This window comes from Rothia nasimurium (assembly GCF_928381415.1).
Classification (GTDB): domain Bacteria; phylum Actinomycetota; class Actinomycetes; order Actinomycetales; family Micrococcaceae; genus Rothia; species Rothia nasimurium_H.
Genome location: NZ_CAKMSF010000004.1, coordinates 207691 through 227746, shown reverse-complemented (window position 1 = coordinate 227746; position 20056 = coordinate 207691). Strand labels below are relative to the sequence as shown.

The window sequence follows — 20056 nt, the reverse complement described above, 5'->3', positions numbered from 1 at the left end:
GTAGGCGTTATACGATGTAATTTGACCAAAAGCTCTTTTGGCGTGCTCACAAACCGGCCAACCCCGGCTAAAAGTGATGGGCACCACCCAAAAAATCGGTGCGAGGGGCACTCGGGCGCGCAGACGGCGTCCGCACCCCAACACGCCGAAAACCGCCACCTGTTTCACATAGTGAATCACCCGGCGGGGGAACCGAAGAGCTGCACACACAACAGTCAAGGGAAGTCAGCATACGTGAAGGGCCATGGCATCAACACCGTGATCGACCGTACCGAAGAAGGCCAGCAAACCCCCGCTGCGCCTGCACCCGGCCGCGTCTCCCTGGGTCGCAAAATTAGGGCCTACATTCACCTCACAAAGCCGCAGATTATTGAGCTGCTTCTGGTGACCACCGCGCCCACCATGATTTTTGCCGCCGGCGGCTTCCCCAACCTCTGGCTGGTGCTCCACACCATGATTGGCGGCTCACTTGCCGCCGGTGCGTCCTGTGCCTTCAACTGCTATATCGACCGCGAAGCTGATCGACTGATGAAGCGCACCGAGAAGCGTCCGCTGGTCACCGGCGAGCTCACCGACCGGGAAGCCCTTATCTTTGCCTGGGTGCTGTCGGTTGTTTCAATCGTGTACCTCTACTTCCTGGTGAACCCGCTGGCTGCCGGTCTCGGCGTCGTCGCGATTTTCCTCTACGTTGTCTTCTACTCCCTGTGGCTGAAGAAGCGTACCAAGCAGAATATCGTCTGGGGCGGTCTGGCGGGCTGCATGCCGGTCTTTATCGCCTGGGCGGCTGTAGAGAACACCATTTCTTGGGCAGCTGTGGTGCTCTTTATGGTGATTTTCCTCTGGACGCCCCCGCACTACTGGCCCCTGTCGATGAAGTACGCCGAGGACTACCGGGCCGCCGGCATTCCTATGCTGGGTGCTACTGATTCTGCTAAGAGTGTTTCGGTGCAGGTGGTGCTGTACGGCTGGGCCATGGTGATGTGCTCCCTGCTGCTGGTGCCCCTGGGTGGCGCTGGCTGGGTGTACACGGCGACCGCTGTGCTGATTGGGGCCTGGTTCCTCTACCACTGCCACAAGCTGCACCGCCTGGCGCTGGCGGAGCAGGCAACCAGCCGGACAGCTATGGTGGTCTTCCACGGCTCAATCACCTACCTGACCGTACTGTTCATTGCCCTGGCGGTCGACCCCTTCGTGGGCGGCCCGGTGCTCCCCCTCTAAACAGGTAGGTACCATCTAAATCAGAAAAACCCACCAACTAGGTGGGTTTTTCTGATTTAAATGGTCTTTTCTGGCGGACGCTAGCGGTTAAGGAAGTAACGGATTTCGGCAACGATTTCTGCCCGACGTGTCATAAGATCAACCCATCGATACCGGCGGACTGTCCACCCCGAATTTTGGAGAAGAGACTCCCGACGGCGCTCAGACCACTCAGCATCTTGTCGTGGGCCGAAGTTCTCATACTTGACCTCGCCATCAAACTCAAGGGCAATCATCTGATCAGGGTAGGCCAAATCAAGCCTGAAACGTAGCCCGCCAACGGTTACCTCAACCTGTTCGGCCGGTGCTGGCAGACCCGCATCAATCAAGATAAGACGAAGTAAGGTTTCACCCGGGCTTTCGGCATGGGGGCTCATACCCAGTGCAACCCTTCGGCATTTGCGAGAACCCCACCCAACTATCTGAGAAAGCTCGTGTGAGAGTTCCTCCACACTCACCAGTTTTTGGTTCAAGGCACTATCTGCGATGACGGTTGACTCGTTTACGGGAAGATACCGCGCGCAATCTACCACCGTCTGAAGCAAGCCTGTCACTCTCAAGCCGCCCACGAGCGTCCTGTGCTCCTCTATCGGTTTGTAGGTGTAATGTTTGCGGGTTCCGGCAGCCCGTCCGCGTGAATCTGGTGGGCCAACGATATCGACTGCTGGCGGGGTTTTCGCTAGAGCTAATCCGTGTAGGCAAGCGGCAGGGGCGTGCGAAAAAGTGGTAGATGGGTCTGACAGGTGTACTGCGGCGATCTGGACTCTGTAGATTTCATAGGGTTTCAGGGAGTCCCACCAGGCTGTTGGGCAGTAGATACCCTTTCTGACGCGTGTGAGTTTCTGGGTTTTCACGTCTCGGTTGATGTGGTCGTAGGTGTAGCCCTGGTTCAGAAGCTGCCGGGCCGTGCGGACTGCGTTGATGTATTCATGTATTGACATGGCTCTAGACTCACTGATGCAGTCTCACTTTTGCTAGAGCCAGTGCAGTCTGTGGATAACCTGAAGGCGGGTGAAGCGAGAAAATTCAAGGGAATGAGCCCTGACACGGTAGTAAGTTGGTGCAGTGATGACGCCTCTATGAAGCATTGGCGCGCGCCTGTGGAAAAGACCATTTAAATCAGAAAAACCCACCTAGTTGGTGGGTTTTTCTGATTTAGATGGTACCTACTGGAGGATGAGGAACGCTACGCCGCCCGGACGCGTCCCGCCGCCTTCTCGCGCGCAGCGGGGGATGAGAGCACCAGCTGCCGCTCAAACAGCGAAGACGCGGCCAGCGCGAACACACCCGACCCAATCAGGTGCATCTCCACCAGCCAAATTGGCAGCCCGTTGAAGTACTGGGTGTAACCCACGATGGCCTGGTAGCCCAGCACCACCAGCACAAAGGCCAGAGACTTCCCAAAGATAGGGGCCCACCCCTTTGACCGCCACAGCGCAAAGAAGCCCAGCACCGAAGCGCAGTAGATCCACACAAGGGAACCGTGCAGGCGGGTCACCCATACCGGGTTAAAAGCGTGGCGGTGGGTCTCGGCGTCACCTGCGTGCGGGCCGGTACCCGTCGTAACGGTACCCATGAACATCAGCGCAACAACCAGCACCACGCCGACCCAACCGAGCACCCGCATGAGGTGGGCGGACGCGGGGGCGCCGGCGTCCGCGCCCTGAGTTGGAGCATGAGCCGGGGCAGCGGCGGGGACGAGCCCCTCGCGGGCAGCTGTGCCCTCAAAGTAGCGGTAGACGCGGTTGAGGTAGATACCGGCAATCATGATCATCAGGGCTGAAAGCATGTAGTGGGCGGTAATCATCCAGGGATTGAGGCGCAGCCAGACCGAAATACCACCGACCACAGCCTGCACCGGAATACCCCAGAGCAGCAGCAGGGTGAGGTTGAAGAGGTCAGAATAGCGGGAGCGGGGGGCGACAAAGCCGCGCGACTCGAGCCAGGCGCCTAACCCTTGAGCGCGGAAGCTCTCGGATCGACTGCCCACGAGGAGGCCCCAGATGAAGCGACCCAAAGTGACTCGCTCAGGGAATACCACCCGCAGCACCGCCAGGAAGGCGATGACGGTAACGGCGACCAGCACGAAGGTTAGTAGGCGGTTGCCGAATTCGACCATGCCGTGGATGCCCATTTCGGGGGTGGTGGTCCAGGAGCCGTCTGAGGTGCAGCGGGGCCAGGCGTCGCAGCCCAGGCCGGAGCCGGTCAGGCGGACGACGCCGCCGGAGATAATGAGCACGATGTTGGCAATGGCTACAGCCCAGGCGGTCTGTTTGACCCAGCGGGTGTAGCTGCGGGGGATAAGTTTTTCACCCAGGGTGGCTGGCTGATAGGTGCCGGCGGTGGGCGTGTGCGGGGTCGGCATGGAGCTTTCCTTCACGAGGGTTGCGGACGGTCTGGGTCAGGCTAGGCTGACCATTTAAAGAATCGGGTGGCCAGGGCAGCAAAAAGAACTGTTGCTACCAACAGGATCAGGTGGGGTAGCAGCAGGAAGCTGTGGTAGATGTAGTCCCCTCGCAGGGCGTTGCCCAGGGCTGCTGAGGGGAGCAGGTCAATGATGGGGGATAGCCAGGTGGGGTAGCGGTCGGTGGGAATGAGAATGCCACCGGCTGCAGCCAGCAGTACCCAGGCCATGTTGACGATGGCTAGGGTTGCTTCGGCGCGCACGGTGCCGGCAATCAGGAGCCCTAGGGAGGTGAAGCAGGCTGCCCCCAGTAAGAGGGTCGGCAGGGACATGAGGACGCCGGGCACGGTGGCCGTCCAGCCCAGTAGCTGGCCGAGTGCCCCCACCAGCAGGTACTGAATTAGGAGGACCGCGAGCACCGCCAGCACCTTGCCCGCGATCAGGCCGCCCTTGCCGAGCGGGGTGGTGGAGATAAAGCGCAGCACCCCGTAGCGGCGGTCGAAGCCGGTGGCAATACCCTGACCTGAGAGCGCGGTGGAGAGCACGCACAGGGCTAGCACGCCGGGCACAGCAATGTCGACGCGGCTTACCCCGTAGCGGTTCGCCCAGGGGTCGAGAAAGCCGGTGTAGGCAAGTGCCAGTAGGCCCATGATGGGGAAGGCGATGTTCAGCATGAGCTGCTCACCGTTTTTGAGCATGGCGATGGTTTCGAACTTGCCCTGGGCTAGCACACGGGTGAGGGCTGGTGCTGCTGTTGAGGTGGTGCTCATCGGATATCCCTGCCTGATAGTTCGAGGAAGACGTCTTCTAGTGTTCGGCTGGCCAGGGAGAATTCGCCGGGCATGTAGCCCTGGGCTGCCCAGTAGGCGGTGAGGTCGGCTAGGTACTGGGCCGTGAGCGGGCCGGTGAGCTGGTAGTGACCCTGGGGTTCTTCGACCAGGTGCAGGGGGGAGTCACCTGCGGGCCAGATGGCTGAAAGGGTGATGCCGGGCGGGGCGGTGAAGGTGAGGCAGCGGGCGTCGTCCTGCCCGCTGGCTAGCACCTGGGCCATGGTTCCGGCCAGTACGACCCTGCCGTGCTCAATCATGTAGACGTAGTCGGCGATGCGCTGGGCGTCATCGAGCAGGTGGGTGGTGAGTACAACGGCTACGCCGGCATCGCGCTGTTCGCGGATGATGTCGAAAACGACGCTGCGCGATTGGGGGTCGAGGCCGGCGGTGGGCTCGTCGAGAAAGAGAATGTTGGGCCGACCGATGATGGCAGCTGCCAGGGCGACCCGCTGCTTTTGCCCGCCCGAGAGTCTGCGGATGGTGGTGCCGTTAAAGGCATCAATCCCGAGTCGGGCTGCTAGGGCGTCAACGTCGAGGGGGTTGGTGTACATGCTGGCGATGTGCCGCAGCAGGGGAAGCGGACGGACGGACGGGGGTAGGCCGCCGTCCTGCAGCATGATGCCAACGCGGGCACGCAGTTCAGGGGAGGCCCCCCAGGGTGTGTGACCGAGCAGGGAGATATTGCCGCCGGTGGGTTTGAGCAGGCCCTGGGCGCAGGCTAGGGTGGTGGTTTTCCCGGCCCCGTTAGCACCCAGCAGAACCGTTACCTGACCCGGTTCAATGGTGAGGGAGAGGTGGTCTACCGCTCGTTTGAGCCCCTCGCTGGTGAGAGCTTCGGGGTGCTTGCGCGCGAAGTCCTTGGAGGGGGTGAAGTCCTTGACCAGGTTGTCAATGATGAGAGCGGCGGACGCGGGTGCGTCAGATGCGCTCTCACGTGGGCTAAGGCTGGGGGGCAGGTGGTGTGTCGTCACCCGTCTATTCTAGCCCTTTCGTTTCGGCTCTGGGCGGACGCCTGCCACTGTACTGCCTTAAATAGGTAGTCCTTACTAGCTTAAGGTGCCACAATTACGACATACTTTATTTGTGTATTCCGCAGAGAAAGGCAGAACTGTGTCCACTAAAACTGCCCGCCCTGCAGAAACAGAGGAACGCACGCGCGACCGCGTGCTCCAGGGAGTTCTCACTCACGGCCCTGTTTCTGCGGCCAAACTGGGTGAACTGCTCAACCTCACCCCGGCAGCCGTCCGCCGCCACCTCGACGCGCTTGAAAAGAACAACCTCATCGAGGTTGCCTCCCACCGCCAGCACGGTGCCGGAGCGGGCCGTCCCGCCCGCCGCTACGTTATCGCCCCGCAGGGGCACAGCGAACTGGGCAATGACTACCTCGACATCGCCCGCGACGCCCTCACCATGCTGAAGGACGCCGTCGGTGAAGACGCCCTGCGCCAGTTCGCCTCAGCCCGCGCCCACGACATGGCAGAGCGCTACCGCCCCATCGTCGAAGCGGCAGGCGATGACGTCTCAGCCCGCGCCGAAGCGCTCGCAGAGGCAATGACCCGCGACGGCTTCGTCGCCACCGCCAACGAAATGGCCCCGGCTGTTGGCATGCGGTCTAAGCTGCCCGATAACCTGCTGGCCTCCATCCAGCTTTGCCAGGGCCACTGCCCCGTGCGAGACCTCGCCGAAGACTTCTCCGTCTTCTGCGACCAGGAAACCGAAATCATCTCCGAACTTCTCGGGGTCGATGTGCGCAGACTCTCCACCATGGCAGGCGGCGCCCACGTCTGCACCACCCACATCCCGCTCGGCCGCCCGCCGGCGTCCGCACCGCAGGCCCCCGAAGAAACCCAGGGCGACACCGCCCCCTAAACTTTCCACCGGCAGGGCCTGCCCCGCAGAACCTCGCCACTGAGAAGAAGATTTCACCGACTTACCTCGGTGAAAACCAACCCACCAAGAAAGGCCGTAATGACTGAACAGGTTGAGCGCACCGCCAACAACACCGTCATTTCAGAAATTCTGGAGGCAAACCCCGAACTCGAAGGTATCGGTACCTACGAGTACGGCTGGGCTGACTCCGATGAAGCAGGCCAGGCTGCAAAGCGTGGTCTTGACGAAGATGTCGTGCGCGACATTTCAGCCAAGAAGAACGAACCCGAATGGATGCTGGACCTTCGCCTGAAGGCCCTCAAGTTCTTCGACCGCAAGCCCATGCCCACCTGGGGTGCAGACCTCTCGGACATCGACTTCGATAACATCAAGTACTTCGTCCGCTCCACCGAGCGCCAGGCAGAAACCTGGGAAGAACTGCCCGAAGACATCCGCAACACCTACGAGAAGCTCGGCATCCCCGAAGCAGAACGTAACCGCCTGGTCGCCGGCGTTGCCGCCCAGTACGAGTCTGAGGTTGTCTACCACCAGATCCGCGAAGACCTCGAAGCCCAGGGCGTTATCTTCCTGGACACCGACACCGCCCTCAAGGAACACCCCGAATTCTTCGAAGAATACTTCGGCTCTGTCATCCCCGCCGGTGACAACAAGTTCGCAGCCCTGAACACCGCCGTATGGTCAGGTGGCTCCTTCGTCTACGTCCCCCCGGGAGTTCACGTAGAGATCCCCCTGCAGGCCTACTTCCGCATTAACACCGAGAACATGGGCCAGTTCGAGCGTACCCTCATCATCGCTGACGAGGGCTCCTACGTTCACTACATCGAAGGCTGCACCGCCCCCATCTACAAGACCGACTCACTGCACTCAGCAGTAGTTGAAATCGTGGTCAAGAAGAACGCCCGCGTCCGCTACACCACCATTCAGAACTGGTCAAACAATGTCTACAACCTGGTGACCAAGCGGGCCATCGCCCACGAGGGCGCCACCATGGAATGGATCGACGGCAACATCGGCTCCAAGGTCACCCAGAAGTACCCGGCTGTTTACATGGTCGGTGAGCACGCTAAGGGCGAGACCCTCTCTATCGCTTTCGCAGGCGAGGGCCAGCACCAGGACACCGGTTCCAAGATGGTCCACATCGCCCCCAACACCTCATCCACCATCGTGTCCAAGTCTGTGGCTCGTAACGGTGGCCGTGCCGCCTACCGCGGCCTGGTGCAGGTGCGCGAAGGTGCCTCCCACGCTAAGAGCTCGGTAGTCTGTGACGCCCTGCTGGTCGACACCATCTCCCGCTCAGATACCTACCCCTACGTAGATATCCGCGAGGACGACGTCACCATGGGCCACGAGGCAACCGTCTCCCGCGTCTCAGAAGAACAGCTCTTCTACCTGCAGCAGCGCGGCCTGCCCGAAGACGAAGCCATGGCCATGATCGTGCGCGGCTTCGTGGAGCCCATCGCCCGCGAGCTGCCCATGGAATACGCGCTTGAACTCAACCGCCTGATCGAACTCCAGATGGAAGGATCCGTAGGCTAAATTATGGCTAACGCAGAAAACCAGGGTCACAACAACCCCGCGATTCCCGGTATGGACCAGGAAGGTGAAAAGCTCGCTACCGAGCTAGCCACCGACGATACCATCCGCGTCTCAAAGCACAACACCGACAAGGTCGAGATTGACGGCTCCCGCGCCGAGCGCAAGACTTCCTACAAGGTCGAAGACTTCGCTACCCTGACCGGCCGTGAAGAAGACTGGCGCTTCACCCCGCTCAAGCGTCTAGGCGGCCTGCACACCGATGAACTCACCGGTGCTGCCCCCGCTGTAGAGGTCAAGGCCCCCGCCGGCGTCCAGGTCGAGACTATCGCCCGCGACGACGCCCGCATCGGCTCAGCCGGTATCCCCGAGGACCGCGTAGCGGCCAACGCTTGGAGCACCTTCTCCGAGGCAACCGCCATTACCGTTCCCGCCGAAGCTGAACTGGAAGGCCAGATTGAGGTTGCTATCAACGGCACCCACAAGGACGCCGCGGCCCAGCACCTCTTCATCGAGACCAAGCCTTTCTCCAAGGCCGTTGTCGTGCTGCGCCACACCGGCTCAGCTGTGCTTTCCCAGAACGTAGAGTTCAAGGTGGGCGACTCGTCCTCCCTGACAGTCATCACCGTTCAGCAGTGGGAGGACGACACAATCCATGCCTCAGCCCAGTACGCTGCTCTGGGGCGTGACGCCAAGTTCAAGCACGTCAACATCTCCCTCGGTGGCGACCTGGTGCGCGTCACCCCGTCCACCAAGTTCACCGCCCCCGGCGCTGAAACCGAGATGTACGGCCTCTACTTCGTCGATGCCGGCCAGCACATTGAGAACCGTCTCTTCGTGGCCCACACCGAACCGAACTGTAAGTCCCGCGTCACCTACAAGGGTGCCCTGCAGGGCAAGGGCGCGCACTCGGTCTGGGTGGGCGATGTGCTGATCGGTAAGGATGCAGAAGGCACCGACACCTACGAGCTCAACCGCAACCTGATTCTCGAAGACGGCCCCCGCGCTGACTCCGTACCCAACCTGGAAATCGAAACCGGCCTTATCGAAGGTGCCGGCCACGCATCCACCACCGGTCAGCTCGACGAGCAGCACCTCTGGTACCTGCAGGCCCGCGGTATTCCCGAGGCTGAAGCCCGCCGCCTGGTCGTCCGCGGCTTCCTCAACGAGATTATTCAGCAGATCCGCATCCCCGAGCTCGAAGAACAGCTCACCGATGCCCTCGAAGCTGAACTCGCGATTTCCAACAACTAAAGCTTTACCTTTTACAGGAGAAACAAACTATGGCAACCCTTGAAATCAAGGACCTCCACGTCTCCGTTATTCTGGACGACGAAAACACCAAGCCCATCCTCAAGGGCGTCAACCTCACCATCAACTCCGGTGAAATCCACGCCATCATGGGCCCCAACGGCTCCGGTAAGTCCACCCTGGCCTCTACCATCGCCGGCCACCCCAAGTACCAGATCGACTCCGGTGAGATCCTGCTCGACGGTGAAGATGTCACCGAGATGTCCGTCGACGAGCGTGCCCGCGCCGGTCTCTTCCTGGCTATGCAGTACCCCGTCGAAATCCCCGGCGTCACCATGAGCAACTTCCTGCGTTCAGCCAAGACCGCTGTTGACGGTGAAGCTCCCGCCCTGCGCACCTGGACCAAGGACGTTAAGGCAGCCATGGAGAACCTCTCCATCGACCCCGCCTTCATCTCCCGTAACGTCAACGAAGGCTTCTCCGGCGGCGAAAAGAAGCGCCACGAGATCCTGCAGCTGGAACTGCTCAAGCCCAAGTTCGGTATTCTCGATGAGACCGACTCCGGCCTGGACGTCGACGCTCTCAAGGTTGTTTCTGAGGGTGTTAACCGCGCTCACCAGGCCAACGACATGGGCGTTATGCTGATTACCCACTACACCCGCATCCTGCGCTACATCAAGCCCCAGTTCGTTCACGTTTTCGTGGACGGCAAGATGGTAGACCAGGGCGGCCCCGAGCTCGCTGACCGTCTTGAAGAAGAGGGCTACGAGCGCTACCTGGCTGCTAAGTAGTAGCGGCTGAACTGAAAGGTGACTGCTATGTCAGAAGCCCCCGCTGGTGCCCCCAGCCAAGAGGTTATCGAAGAAGCCCTCATGAACGTGATTGACCCCGAACTGGGTGTCAACATCGTTGATTTGGGTCTGCTCTACGGTATGCGCTGGAATGACGAAGGCGCCCTCGTGCTCGACATGACCCTGACCACCGCCGCCTGCCCCCTGCAGGACGTCATCGAGGAACAGGTTCAGCAGAACCTGGAAAACATGATTGATGAGTGGCACGTGAACTGGGTTTGGATGCCCCCGTGGGGCCCCGAGCGCATTACCGAGGACGGCCGCGACCAGATGCGCGCCCTAGGCTTCAACATCTAACCAACGCGGTTAACATGTGAGGACGCCGCCCCGCACCTTTCTTGCCCTCGGGCAGGGGAGTGCGGGGCGGCGTCCTTGTTGCAACCGGTCATGGTGAGCCGGTGTGGCTGGTTCCACAGTTTGGTCTTTATTGCGCTGAAGACTCATCTTGGGCGCTGCAGGGGCTTTCACGTGGTCATATACCCTGACCGGTTTTTATTTGTGGGCTAGTTGGTGGTGTGTAGCCCCAGCAATGACCACAGGCCGCAATAGGCAGGATGGGTGCGGTAAACCCTAAGCTATATATAACGCACATTGATTCGCCGACTAACCGGCGGGCTACTCGCACACTAGGGAACACATGGAACACAAAGACACTTCGGCGCGCCCGTCGAAGCGCACCACCGCGCGCGATTTTTGGGTAGCTACTCGCACCCAGTTTAAAGCCCCCTTTTCACTCAAAAAACCCAACCTGGCCACCAAAGCCGGGGTAGGCGTCCTCGCTCTTGCCACCGCAGTAACCGTGCTGCCGGGAGCAACCGCATCCGACACCTACACCCCCGACGGTAAAACCAGTGAAACCGCAGCCGCCAGCTGCTGGGAAGCCAAGCAGACCGACCCCGCCGCAACCAGCGGCACCTACTGGCTCTGGACCCCGGAGATGGCAGCCCCCGAACAGTTCTACTGCGACCAGGAAACTGACGGTGGCGGCTGGGTCATGATCGGCCGCGGCCGCGACGGCTGGGAAGAAAACTACAACGGCAAGGGCAAAGCCTCAGAGCTGTACACCAACCCCGACGGCACCGACGCCTTCACCCCCGTACAGCTGCCCTCCACCACGGTCGATGCCCTGATCGGCAACAGCAAGGTGTCTGACCTCAAAGAAGGCTTCCGCATCCGCCGCGCTGCCAACGCCGAAGGCACCAAATGGCAGAATGTTACCGCCACCCGCGCCAACGCCACCGACTGGACCTGGGCCCTCTCAGGCACCCAGACCTGGCGTGACATCAAATTCCGCGGCGATTCACCGACCGTCACCAGCTCCAACCGAAACTTCTCATCGCTGACCGGCCAGATGATGAAGCCGGTACTCTCCATGTACCAGGTCAACTTCCTGGGCACCAGCGCACAGGGCTGGCGAATGGGCTTTGCCTACGGCCCAGTTGCTCGCGGCTCCGATAACGCCACCACCCACCTCTGGTCCAAGACCGGCGCCAGCCCCCTGCCCTTCTCCCAGGTCTTCCTGCGCCCCAAGCTGACCCAGGCAGACCTGAACTTGAGCGACTACGCTGACGCGGGGGCGTCCGGCTCTACCCGCCGTGCCCTGCCCAACTCATACTCAGCCAAGGTCACCTGGCGCACCAGCGACACCACCGGCACCGGAACCCTGGGCGAACTCAACACCTATGTGCAGGCCATCACCCAGGTGGGTAACACCGTCTTCACCGGCGGCGACTTCGCCTGGGTAGAAAACGCTGCCACCGGTGAGAAGGTTCAGCAGAAGTTCCTGGCAGGCTACGACGTAACCACCGGTGAACTCGTGCGCACCTTCATGCCCACCTTCAACGGCCAGATTAAGGCTCTTGAAGCCCTGCCCAACGGCACCCTGGCTGTAGGTGGCGAGTTCACCGAGGTCAACGGCGAAAAAGTTGCCGGCCTGGTCATTCTTAACCCCGTCACCGGTGAAATCGACCGCACCTACAACTTCGGTATCGAAAACCGCGGTGCAGGCTCCATCACCAGCGCCCGTACCCTCGACGTGCAGGGCGACTACCTCTACGTGGGCGGTGCCTTCTCGCACGTGGTCAACACCGAAACCGGGGCCACCGGCTACTCCCGCAACGCGGGTCGCTTCAGCTTCAGCCAGAACGGGCCGGATGCCAACTGGCGCCCCTACCTCAACGGCACCGTCAACGGCCTCTCAGCAGCAGATGACGGGGCAACCGTCGCTGCCGCAGGCTACTTCTCAGAGGTCAACGGCACCAAGACCTGGAAGCTAGCCCAGCTCAACACCACCGACGGCAACATTGCCAAGGCATGGACCTGGGAACCGTCCTTCCCCACCATCCAGCGCCAGGGCTACCAGAACGACGTTGAGGACGCCGGCGCTACCGTCTGGGCCGCCGGTTCAGAGCACATCATCCACCAGTACGCCAAGAACACCATGAGCCGTCTCTACTCGGCTATCACCATCGAGGGCGGCGACTTCCAGGACCTCTACGAAGACCAGAACAACAAGGTCATCTACGGTGCCTGCCACTGCGGCAACTACATCTATGAAGGTTCTGGCACCTGGATGCAGCCCTGGACCAACAAGGGCTTCTTCAACCTGCAGGCCATCCGCCTCTCTGCCGCCTTTGACGCTGAAACCGGCCGTGTGATCGGCGAGTTCGCCCCCAATCTGCGCGGCCCTCGCGGCGACGGTGTCTGGGAGCAGTTCGTTGACTCCACGGGTACCCTCTGGCTGGGCGGCGACATTAACCGCTCCCAGGGCGCTAACGGCATGCAGCAGACCGTAGGCTTTGCCCGCTTCGCCCCGCGCGATGTGACCGCCCCCGCCGCCCCGCGTTCGCTGGCTGTGAGCACCGACGGTACCACCGACGTCCTGACCTGGCCCTCAGCCGGTCGCAACGTCACCTACCAGGTGCTGCGCGATAACCGCGTTATCGCAACCACCACCGACACCACCTACTCGGTAGCCCACACCGATGACGCCCGCTACTTCGTGCGCTCCGCGGACGCCGCAGGTAACTTCTCAGCCTCAACCCCCGTTGCTGTGGCACAGAAGACCGAGCAGCCTGTAGCTCCGGTTGAACCGACTGCCCAGCCTACTGCCGAGGTGACCGCTGAGCCTACTCCCACCGCTGAGGCGAGCGCAGAGCCGACCGCCGAGGCTACCACCGAGGCTCCCGCCCCGGTTGAGCCTCCGGTTGTGGAAGAGCCCGCTCCCGCTGAGCCCGAACGCCTTGCTGAGGCTCCTGCCAACGGTACCGTCATCAACAACCCTGCTCCCATTGAACCTTTTGCTGTACCGGCTGAAAACTCTGAGCCTGTTCTGGCATCTGGTGATGAGTGGAAGATTGCCTTTGGCCTGAACGCCTGGCAGGGGCTGGACTCCACCTGGCGCGCCACCGACTATAAGTACGACACCGCCAAGTGGTACACCACCTACTCGTCTGTAGGTTGGGGTGAGCCGCGTGTGGCGACTATGTACCAGTTCTCATCCAGAGCTCAGCCGGTGTCGATGATGCTGCGCAAGGAGCTCAACCTCAACCTGGCAGCGGGCCAGAAGCTGGTGCTCACCACCTACGTGGATGACGGCATGATGATTTGGGTCAACGGCAAGGAATACACCCGTCAGAACCTGATTTGGGGTGCCCTGCCCACCTACACCGCCACCCGCGCTGTGGACTTCGGCGCCGCCCGCACCACCCCGCTGGTTATCGAGATTCCGGCCTCTGACCTCAAGCAGGGTAAGAACTCCATCGCGGTGATGGTCAACTCCAATACCAAGGGTGCAGCAACCACCTTCGACATGATTGGCGAGGTGCGATAGGCCTGGTTCTAAAACTGAGCTAGCACCCTGAAAACTCCCCGCTCCTAGATTTTTTGAATCTAGGGGTGGGGAGTTTTTTCTGCGCGAAAAAGCTGGGCAGGTGCCCGGGGCGGACGCCTGCCGGGAGTAAGGTAGGCAGGGTAAACCCCTAAGAAACACAGAGGAGTCATGATGGAACAGCTCACCGTCGATGTACTGGTGATTGGTTTTGGTAAGGCCGGAAAGACCATTGCGATGAAGCGGGCTGCTGCCGGCGACAGGGTAGCACTGGTGGAGCAAAACCCGGCCATGTATGGCGGTACCTGCATCAACATTGGTTGTGTGCCGACCAAGTTCTTATTGGAACAGGCCCACTCCCACCGGGAATTCACTCAGGCCCGCGATGCCCGCAATACTTTCATCGACCGTCTGAACGCCGCTAACCAGAAGATGGTGGAAGGCAAGGGCGTGCTGCTTCTAGACGGCGCTGCCCGGTTCCTTGATTCTTCTACTGTTCAGGTGGGGGAGCAGGTGCAGGTGAGCGCCTCGACCATCATTATTAACACCGGGGCCAGCTCGGGCGTGGAAGTGGGCGGACGCGTGCACGACTCCACCAGCATCCAGCAGCTAGAGAATACCCCGGCGTCACTAGCCATCATCGGTGGCGGGCCGGTTGGCCTAGAGTTCGCTACCATGTTCACGGGCTTCGGTAGCCGGGTGACTATCTATAAGGGCGAGGGGGACTTCCTGCCCGCCCTCGATCGGCACATTGCCCAGGCGGTGCGCGAGCATCTAGAAGCCCAGGGCGTAACTCTTGTTGATGAGCGCGTCTCGGTAGAGCAAGCTTCTGAGCAGCTCGACGATGAGGTGATACTTGTAGCGACAGGACGCCGCCCGGCGGTTGCGGGGCTTGACCTTGAGGCTGCCGGGGTCAAGTACACCGAGAAGGGAATCGAGGTCGATGACCACTGCCGCACCAGCGTTGAGGGTATCTACGCGGTCGGGGACGTAACCGGCGCACCCCAGTTCACTTACGCGTCCTATGATGACCATCGTATTGTGCTCTCAGACCGCTGGGGCGATGGTTCCCGAACCCGCACCGGTCGTCTGCTGCCCACGACCACCTTTATTGACCCGCCGCTCTCAACCGTGGGTCTGACCGCTGAGGCTGCTGGTGCTCACCACGAGATTGAGGTGCGTGAGTCAAAAATCGCTGACCTGGCGATTGTGCCCCGCCCCAAGATTATGGGTCAGCCAGAGGGTATTGCCCAGTTCGTGCTCGACCAAGAAACCAACCAGATTCTGGGTGCCACCCTCTGGTGCATTGACTCCCAGGAGCTCATCAACACGGTAGCCCTGGCCATGACCCAGAAGATCCCGGCCGCTGCGGTCGGTGAGGGCATCTACACCCACCCCTCGACCTCTGAGGTGTTCAACGCGCTGCTGGCTTAGGTGAGCGAGCGTGCACCAAATCGCTGAGCGTGCGCCCGATAGGTGCACGCTCAGCGATATGACGCACGCTCGGTTAAAACGCAGCGGAGCCTACCGCCGCCACAGCCGCCCCCACCCGCGCGAGCGGGCTTTAGCGTCCTGAATCTGCCGGGTCAGCAAAGCAACCCGCTCAGCCTCTAACTCTAACCTCAGCTCGGCCTTCTCCCGCTCAGACCTCTCCCGCTGCGCTTCGAGTAAGGCGAGAGCATGCTCGCTCTTGGTCACCACATTGAGCGGGCTGCGCTCGCGGTAGCCGGCTAGCAGGGGCTCGCCCAGATAGGCGTCGGTGCGCTCGATGTTCAGCGTGATGGCCTTAGGGGTTGCTTCTAAAACGCAGTCGGCGGGCAGAATAGAGCGAAATTCAATCATCTCTTCTTTCTGGGTCTTGTTGAAGGTGCCGGTTGCCTCCCAGGCAGAGCGCAGGACGGACGCCACCCCGGGGCTGTGCGCGCTAAAGGCCAGGGCGTCCTTGGCGTGGGCCTGGTGGATGGTGTCAGTGATGATGCCGCGGGCGATTTCGTCGCGGTAGCTGTAGGGAGTGAACATTTTGGCGGGAAAGGCCGTTTCTAGCCCAAAACGGGCCAGGGTTTCTTGCAGAATCTCGGCGGTGAGCCAGACCCAGTTGCGCGAAAAACGCTGAATTTCGTGGGCAGTCAGGTGGTCGAGCCGCTGGCTGAGGGTAAAGACCACATGGCGGTAGAGGTTGCTGTTGACCGACCCCGCCAGGGAGGTGAAGTTATAGACCTGCTGGTCAGTGGGCTTGTAGTCGCTGGTAATAGAGATGTACCAGACGCGTTTTTTGATGGCTTCTTGCAGCACAGCCCCGTCGGCGTTTGAGGTCAAAATGATGGTTCCCTGCGGGCCCTCAAATCCGTTGGAGCGCAGGTTGGCCCAGTGCTTGATTTTGCCCTGCACCGTTGCCCCGTTCAGGAACTGGGTGCCCACCTCGTCGATGATGAGGGGTGAGACTTCGCCCGATTCCATATAGCTGTTCATATAGTTGATGGACCCGGTTTTAGAGCCGTAGGTGGTTTTGAGCAGTTCTTCAGCCAGTAGGGGAGAGTAGTCACCGATGAAGGGCTTGAGGTAGTCGTCAACCATAGTGGTTTTACCCGATGACCCAGACCCCAAGATAGCCAGGAGAACGGGGATTTTGTCGGGATTTTCGCCGGTTTCCATAACCAGGTGGCGGATGCGCCAGAGCACCGGGGCCGTCATGGCAAAGAGGAAGGCACTCAGGGCCTGGTGGGATTCATCGCGCATCTTGTTATCCCGGTAGGAGAGCACGATATCGACGAAGGTTGAGGCGTCGCGGGCTGTTACCTCTGCATCGGTGAGCAGGGTAAGTTCCTTCCCCTCGTGGTTGATGAGCAGGGTGCCGTCGTCGGTGGCAACCCAGCGGGGTTGCGCACCCGTGATGGGGCTGGCGTCCGCCGGGGCGACCTGCCTTTGTTTGAGGTGCACGGTCTGCAGGGCCTTGGCCGCGGCGGCAGGGGTGCGCGTTTTACCGGCGGGGGTGTAAGTGGCTTTGAGGGTGTGCAGGACGACGGGGTCACCCAGCTGGTAGGTTGTGGTCACGCTTTCGGGGGTGGCTGTATCAGATTTTTCCTCGCGCAGGAGCTGGCCGATGGTTTCGCGGTGTTCGGTGGGTAGGAGTTTGGCGTCCTTGATGATGCGGGTATCGATGATGCTGGTGCGCTGCTCGGCGGTGCTGGCCTGACGGAATTCCTGCACGGTGCTGCGGTCGAGATAGTCGGTGGCTTCGACCTCGAAGTTTTGGGTGAAGAGTTCGGTGTATTCGCGCAGGTAGGCGGTGTCGTCGGGGCTGTCGAAGCGACCCCGGTAGAGGGTGTTGTGCTCGTGATTCTGGGTCATGGCTGCCCGGGTGAGATTCATGGACCCGGTGAGAATCGCAAACTCGTCGGCCGATGTGAGGATGAAGTACTTGGAGTGAAAGAGCTTATCGGCGTTGTATTTGAGGTGCACGCGGCTGCTTTCGAGGGCGTCGAGCAGGGGCTCGCTGGCGGTTTCTAGTTCGCGGACGCGCCGGGTTGGGTCGAAGATTTGCCGCAGCAGGCTGCCGGTTTTGGCTTCTTCAAGACCCAGAATCAGCTTGACCTGCTCGAACCTCTGGCTGAGCTGGTCAATCGTAGCGAAGGAGGAGACGAAGCTGACCCCGTGAAACTCTGTGTAACCTGCCGTGAGCTCCCAGAAGTCCGGCCCGTAAAGCATGGTGCGGGTGTTGAGGTCGAAGACGGTGAGCATGAGTATGCCTTTCAGCTAGTGGGTGGGGTGTGTGGTTTACCCAGTAGCATGACAGGCTATTGTGAACAGGATGCAAATGGCGGCAAGATGGCGAGAAGATGTCTGGTAAATGAATAATGAAAACTTTTAGTCGCCGGTTTTCTGCACATTGCGGCGAAATCAAGCGAGCGTGCGTCATATCGCTGAGCGTGCACATGGCCTGTGCACGCTCCGCGATATGACGCACGCTCGGTTAGGGGCGCAGCGGATCCAAAAATTTGGTGCTAGAGAAAAGTCGGTTTAATTAAACTGCGTTATACCCACCGTCTACTAGATAGTAGGAACCGGTGACAAAGCTGGCAGCATCTGAGAGCAAGAAAGCCACCACATTGGCGACTTCCTCAGGAGTGCCAAGCCGTCCCATGGGGTGTTTAGCAGTAAGTGCTTTAAGGGCATCATCACTGACGTTCTTCAGTAGTGGAGTATTCACATACCCAGGACCAACAGCATTTACGCGTAGACCCAACGGCGCATATTCTACAGCCGCAGCTTTGGTAATTCCGTCTACTGCATGCTTAGTTGCTGTATAAGCCGGGGATCCAATTGAGGACGTGCGGGAGTGGATAGAACCAACATTTACAATTGCGGAATTCTCAGGATGCTTGAGCATCTCTTGAGCCTGGGCCTTGATGCCGTAGAAAACGCCATTTAGGTTGATATCGATAGCCTTGTCCCAATCAGCAATATCGATATCTTCAATCTTGCCTGTAGGGCCGGTAATGCCCGCGTTGTTGACAGCTAAGTGCAGGGCTCCATACTTTTTGACGGCTGTATCAACTACCTTGACGTGATCATCGTAGATAGATGTGTCAGCCTGAAGGGCTGATGCTGTGCCACCGGCTTGAATAATGATTTCAGCAGTTTCTTGTGCAGCATCAAGATTGATATCAGTAACTAATACGCTCGCTCCTAACTCGGCAAGTTTCAGCGATATTGCGCGTCCTAGTCCGGAACCGGCCCCTGAGACTGTGGCTATCTTTCCAGTGAAATCTATCATGGTATTTCCCTTCAGGTGATGTCATCTTTGACGATACCGGTCGATGTCGTGTTACATCGTCTGGTACTTGAAGCCTACACCCATTTAGTTCATTAGTAAACTAAAATTTATAGTTAAGACTTTGTAGCCACTCCACATGAAGTTAGCTTATCGCTTCTACAGCCGCCCTGGCCTGAGCAGATGAGCTGCGACGTCCTCGCCCTGCTGGGCCAATTTCAGGCTCCGGCATCCGGCTGCTGCCCATCATGGGGCTGCCAGGCACAGTCTGTTAGCTCGAAATCCGTGAAGACAGCGGTAAACGATGAGTCTTCGGGGGAGCAGACATAGACCCCAAAACTGATCTCTTCACCCGCATCCGTCAGATGGCAGATGCGCATCTGGTGCCAGGTGGTGCCATCGAGAGAGTTCTCAATGCGGAAGTCCTGGCCCCTGCGGCTGAGCCGGTACCACATGTAACCAGTTGATGCCGGTATCTCTGTGGTAGCCCAGTCGGAGTAGCCGCCGTTGGTGACGACCGAACCCAGGTGCTGGAAGTCCTCATTGTCGTATTCGATGGAACCTTTGATCCAGTTTTCACTGTCGAGGTAGACAGCTACACCGCACTGGTCAAAACGGTGCTGGGCGGAATCGAAACTGGCCTTGACGATAAAGGAAAAATACTGGTCCCGGGTTCTGGTTTGCAGGACCGGTGCGTTGTCGTTGCGGAAGTGATAGTAGGTGCGTTGCCAGAGGTCAGTGCCGGGTTCTGTGGTGATTTCAACTCGGTCGGGGGTGACGGTATAGCGCTGGGGTTGGCGCGTCCAGGTGAAGGTGGTGAGGTCCATGTCTAGTCTCCTTGTTCTCCGTCGATATTTTCTCGGAGCAGGTCGGCATGGCCTAGGTGCCTGCCCCACTCTTCAATCAGGTGCAGGGCAACCCAGCGGTAGCTGAAGCGGGTGCCGTCCTTGAGACCACCTTCGCTGAGATCATCCCAGTCGTGCTCAGCCAGCAGCTGGCGGGTAGCTTCCATGCTGGCCTGGAGGTTCTCTAGAACCCGGGGCAGGGGGAGGGATAGGTGCCAGTCGGCGTCCGCGTCCTGCTGCCAGTTGAAGGACGCCCACGGCTCAGGTAGGGTGCGGCCGAGTAGGATTTCCTCCCGCCAGTAGTCCTCCACGAACCAGAGGTGCCCGGCCATACCGGCTAGGGTCATGCTGCTGGGGTGCAGGGGAGTTGCAAGGACGCTCTCGTCCAGCCAGCTTCCGTCCGCGCCCTGGAGTTTGCGCAGGAAAATCTCCTGCTGAAAACGGATATAGCCAAGCACCAGCTCTTTTTCGGAGCCGGTCAGGGGCGGGTCAGTGAAAGGGGTTTTCATAGTCTCAGTTTACCGGCGGTACAACGAGCGTGCGCCATATCGCTGAGCGTGTGCATGGTCGGTGCACGCTCAGCGAAATGACGCAC

Annotated in this window: 16 protein-coding genes; 8 read left to right on the top strand and 8 right to left on the bottom strand. The window is 60.1% G+C overall.

Annotated elements, in window-relative coordinates:
• Positions 1-258 precede the first annotated feature (258 nt).
• Positions 259-1218, top strand: coding sequence for a heme o synthase (locus tag L7A20_RS06350; RefSeq protein WP_423816782.1), 960 nt, complete (start codon positions 259-261; stop codon positions 1216-1218).
• A gap of 80 nt (positions 1219-1298) precedes the next feature.
• Here L7A20_RS06350 and L7A20_RS06345 read toward each other — a convergent pair whose 3' ends face one another.
• From L7A20_RS06345 to L7A20_RS06330, 4 genes are all read right to left on the bottom strand, one after another.
• The gene (locus tag L7A20_RS06345) at positions 1299-1634 is read right to left on the bottom strand and encodes a hypothetical protein (RefSeq protein ID WP_237222803.1); all 336 of its coding nucleotides are present in this window, start codon (positions 1632-1634) and stop codon (positions 1299-1301) included.
• An 809-nt stretch (positions 1635-2443) separates the two neighbouring features.
• On the bottom strand, positions 2444-3622 hold the full coding sequence (locus L7A20_RS06340) for a COX15/CtaA family protein (RefSeq protein ID WP_237222802.1): 1179 nt from the start codon (positions 3620-3622) through the stop codon (positions 2444-2446).
• A 41-nt stretch (positions 3623-3663) separates the two neighbouring features.
• The gene (locus tag L7A20_RS06335) at positions 3664-4431 is read right to left on the bottom strand and encodes an ABC transporter permease (RefSeq protein WP_237222801.1); all 768 of its coding nucleotides are present in this window, start codon (positions 4429-4431) and stop codon (positions 3664-3666) included.
• Entirely contained in the window at positions 4428-5447 is a 1020-nt protein-coding gene (locus L7A20_RS06330) for an ABC transporter ATP-binding protein (protein WP_237222831.1), read from the bottom strand. The genes L7A20_RS06335 and L7A20_RS06330 overlap by 4 nt, the downstream gene beginning before the upstream one ends.
• 154 nt (positions 5448-5601) lie before the next feature.
• On the opposite strand from L7A20_RS06330, the gene L7A20_RS06325 reads away from it, so the two are divergent.
• The 7 genes from L7A20_RS06325 (at position 5602) to L7A20_RS06295 (ending at position 15279) form a co-directional block, all read left to right on the top strand.
• Entirely contained in the window at positions 5602-6360 is a 759-nt protein-coding gene (locus L7A20_RS06325; RefSeq protein ID WP_237222800.1) for a helix-turn-helix transcriptional regulator, read from the top strand.
• A 99-nt stretch (positions 6361-6459) separates the two neighbouring features.
• Positions 6460-7917: a Fe-S cluster assembly protein SufB gene (sufB, locus tag L7A20_RS06320; RefSeq protein ID WP_135011742.1), complete on the top strand. Its 1458-nt coding sequence runs from the start codon at positions 6460-6462 to the stop codon at positions 7915-7917.
• Between the two features lie 3 nt (positions 7918-7920).
• Positions 7921-9168, top strand: a complete 1248-nt coding sequence (gene sufD / locus L7A20_RS06315; protein ID WP_237222799.1) for a Fe-S cluster assembly protein SufD — start codon at positions 7921-7923, stop codon at positions 9166-9168.
• A 29-nt stretch (positions 9169-9197) separates the two neighbouring features.
• Positions 9198-9956: a Fe-S cluster assembly ATPase SufC gene (gene sufC / locus L7A20_RS06310; RefSeq protein WP_185172967.1), complete on the top strand. Its 759-nt coding sequence runs from the start codon at positions 9198-9200 to the stop codon at positions 9954-9956.
• Between the two features lie 27 nt (positions 9957-9983).
• Entirely contained in the window at positions 9984-10313 is a 330-nt protein-coding gene (locus L7A20_RS06305) for a metal-sulfur cluster assembly factor (protein WP_237209360.1), read from the top strand.
• Between the two features lie 340 nt (positions 10314-10653).
• Positions 10654-13848, top strand: coding sequence for a fibrinogen-like YCDxxxxGGGW domain-containing protein (locus L7A20_RS06300; protein ID WP_237222798.1), 3195 nt, complete (start codon positions 10654-10656; stop codon positions 13846-13848).
• Between the two features lie 168 nt (positions 13849-14016).
• A complete protein-coding gene (locus L7A20_RS06295) occupies positions 14017-15279 on the top strand; it encodes an FAD-dependent oxidoreductase (protein WP_237222797.1) in 1263 nt (420 codons plus the stop codon).
• A 90-nt stretch (positions 15280-15369) separates the two neighbouring features.
• Here L7A20_RS06295 and L7A20_RS06290 read toward each other — a convergent pair whose 3' ends face one another.
• The 4 genes from L7A20_RS06290 to L7A20_RS06275 form a co-directional block, all read right to left on the bottom strand.
• Positions 15370-17583 (bottom strand): phospholipase D family protein, encoded by a 2214-nt coding sequence (locus tag L7A20_RS06290; RefSeq protein ID WP_237222796.1) that lies wholly within the window; start codon positions 17581-17583, stop codon positions 15370-15372.
• A 283-nt stretch (positions 17584-17866) separates the two neighbouring features.
• Positions 17867-18619 carry an SDR family NAD(P)-dependent oxidoreductase gene (locus L7A20_RS06285; protein ID WP_237222795.1) on the bottom strand — a complete coding sequence of 251 codons (753 nt, stop codon included), beginning with the start codon at positions 18617-18619 and terminating at the stop codon, positions 17867-17869.
• Between the two features lie 215 nt (positions 18620-18834).
• Complete coding sequence (locus L7A20_RS06280; RefSeq protein ID WP_237222794.1) at positions 18835-19443, bottom strand: DUF1349 domain-containing protein; 609 nt, start codon at positions 19441-19443, stop codon at positions 18835-18837.
• A 2-nt stretch (positions 19444-19445) separates the two neighbouring features.
• On the bottom strand, positions 19446-19970 hold the full coding sequence (locus L7A20_RS06275) for a DUF664 domain-containing protein (RefSeq protein WP_237222793.1): 525 nt from the start codon (positions 19968-19970) through the stop codon (positions 19446-19448).
• Between the last annotated feature and the right edge of the window lie 86 nt (positions 19971-20056).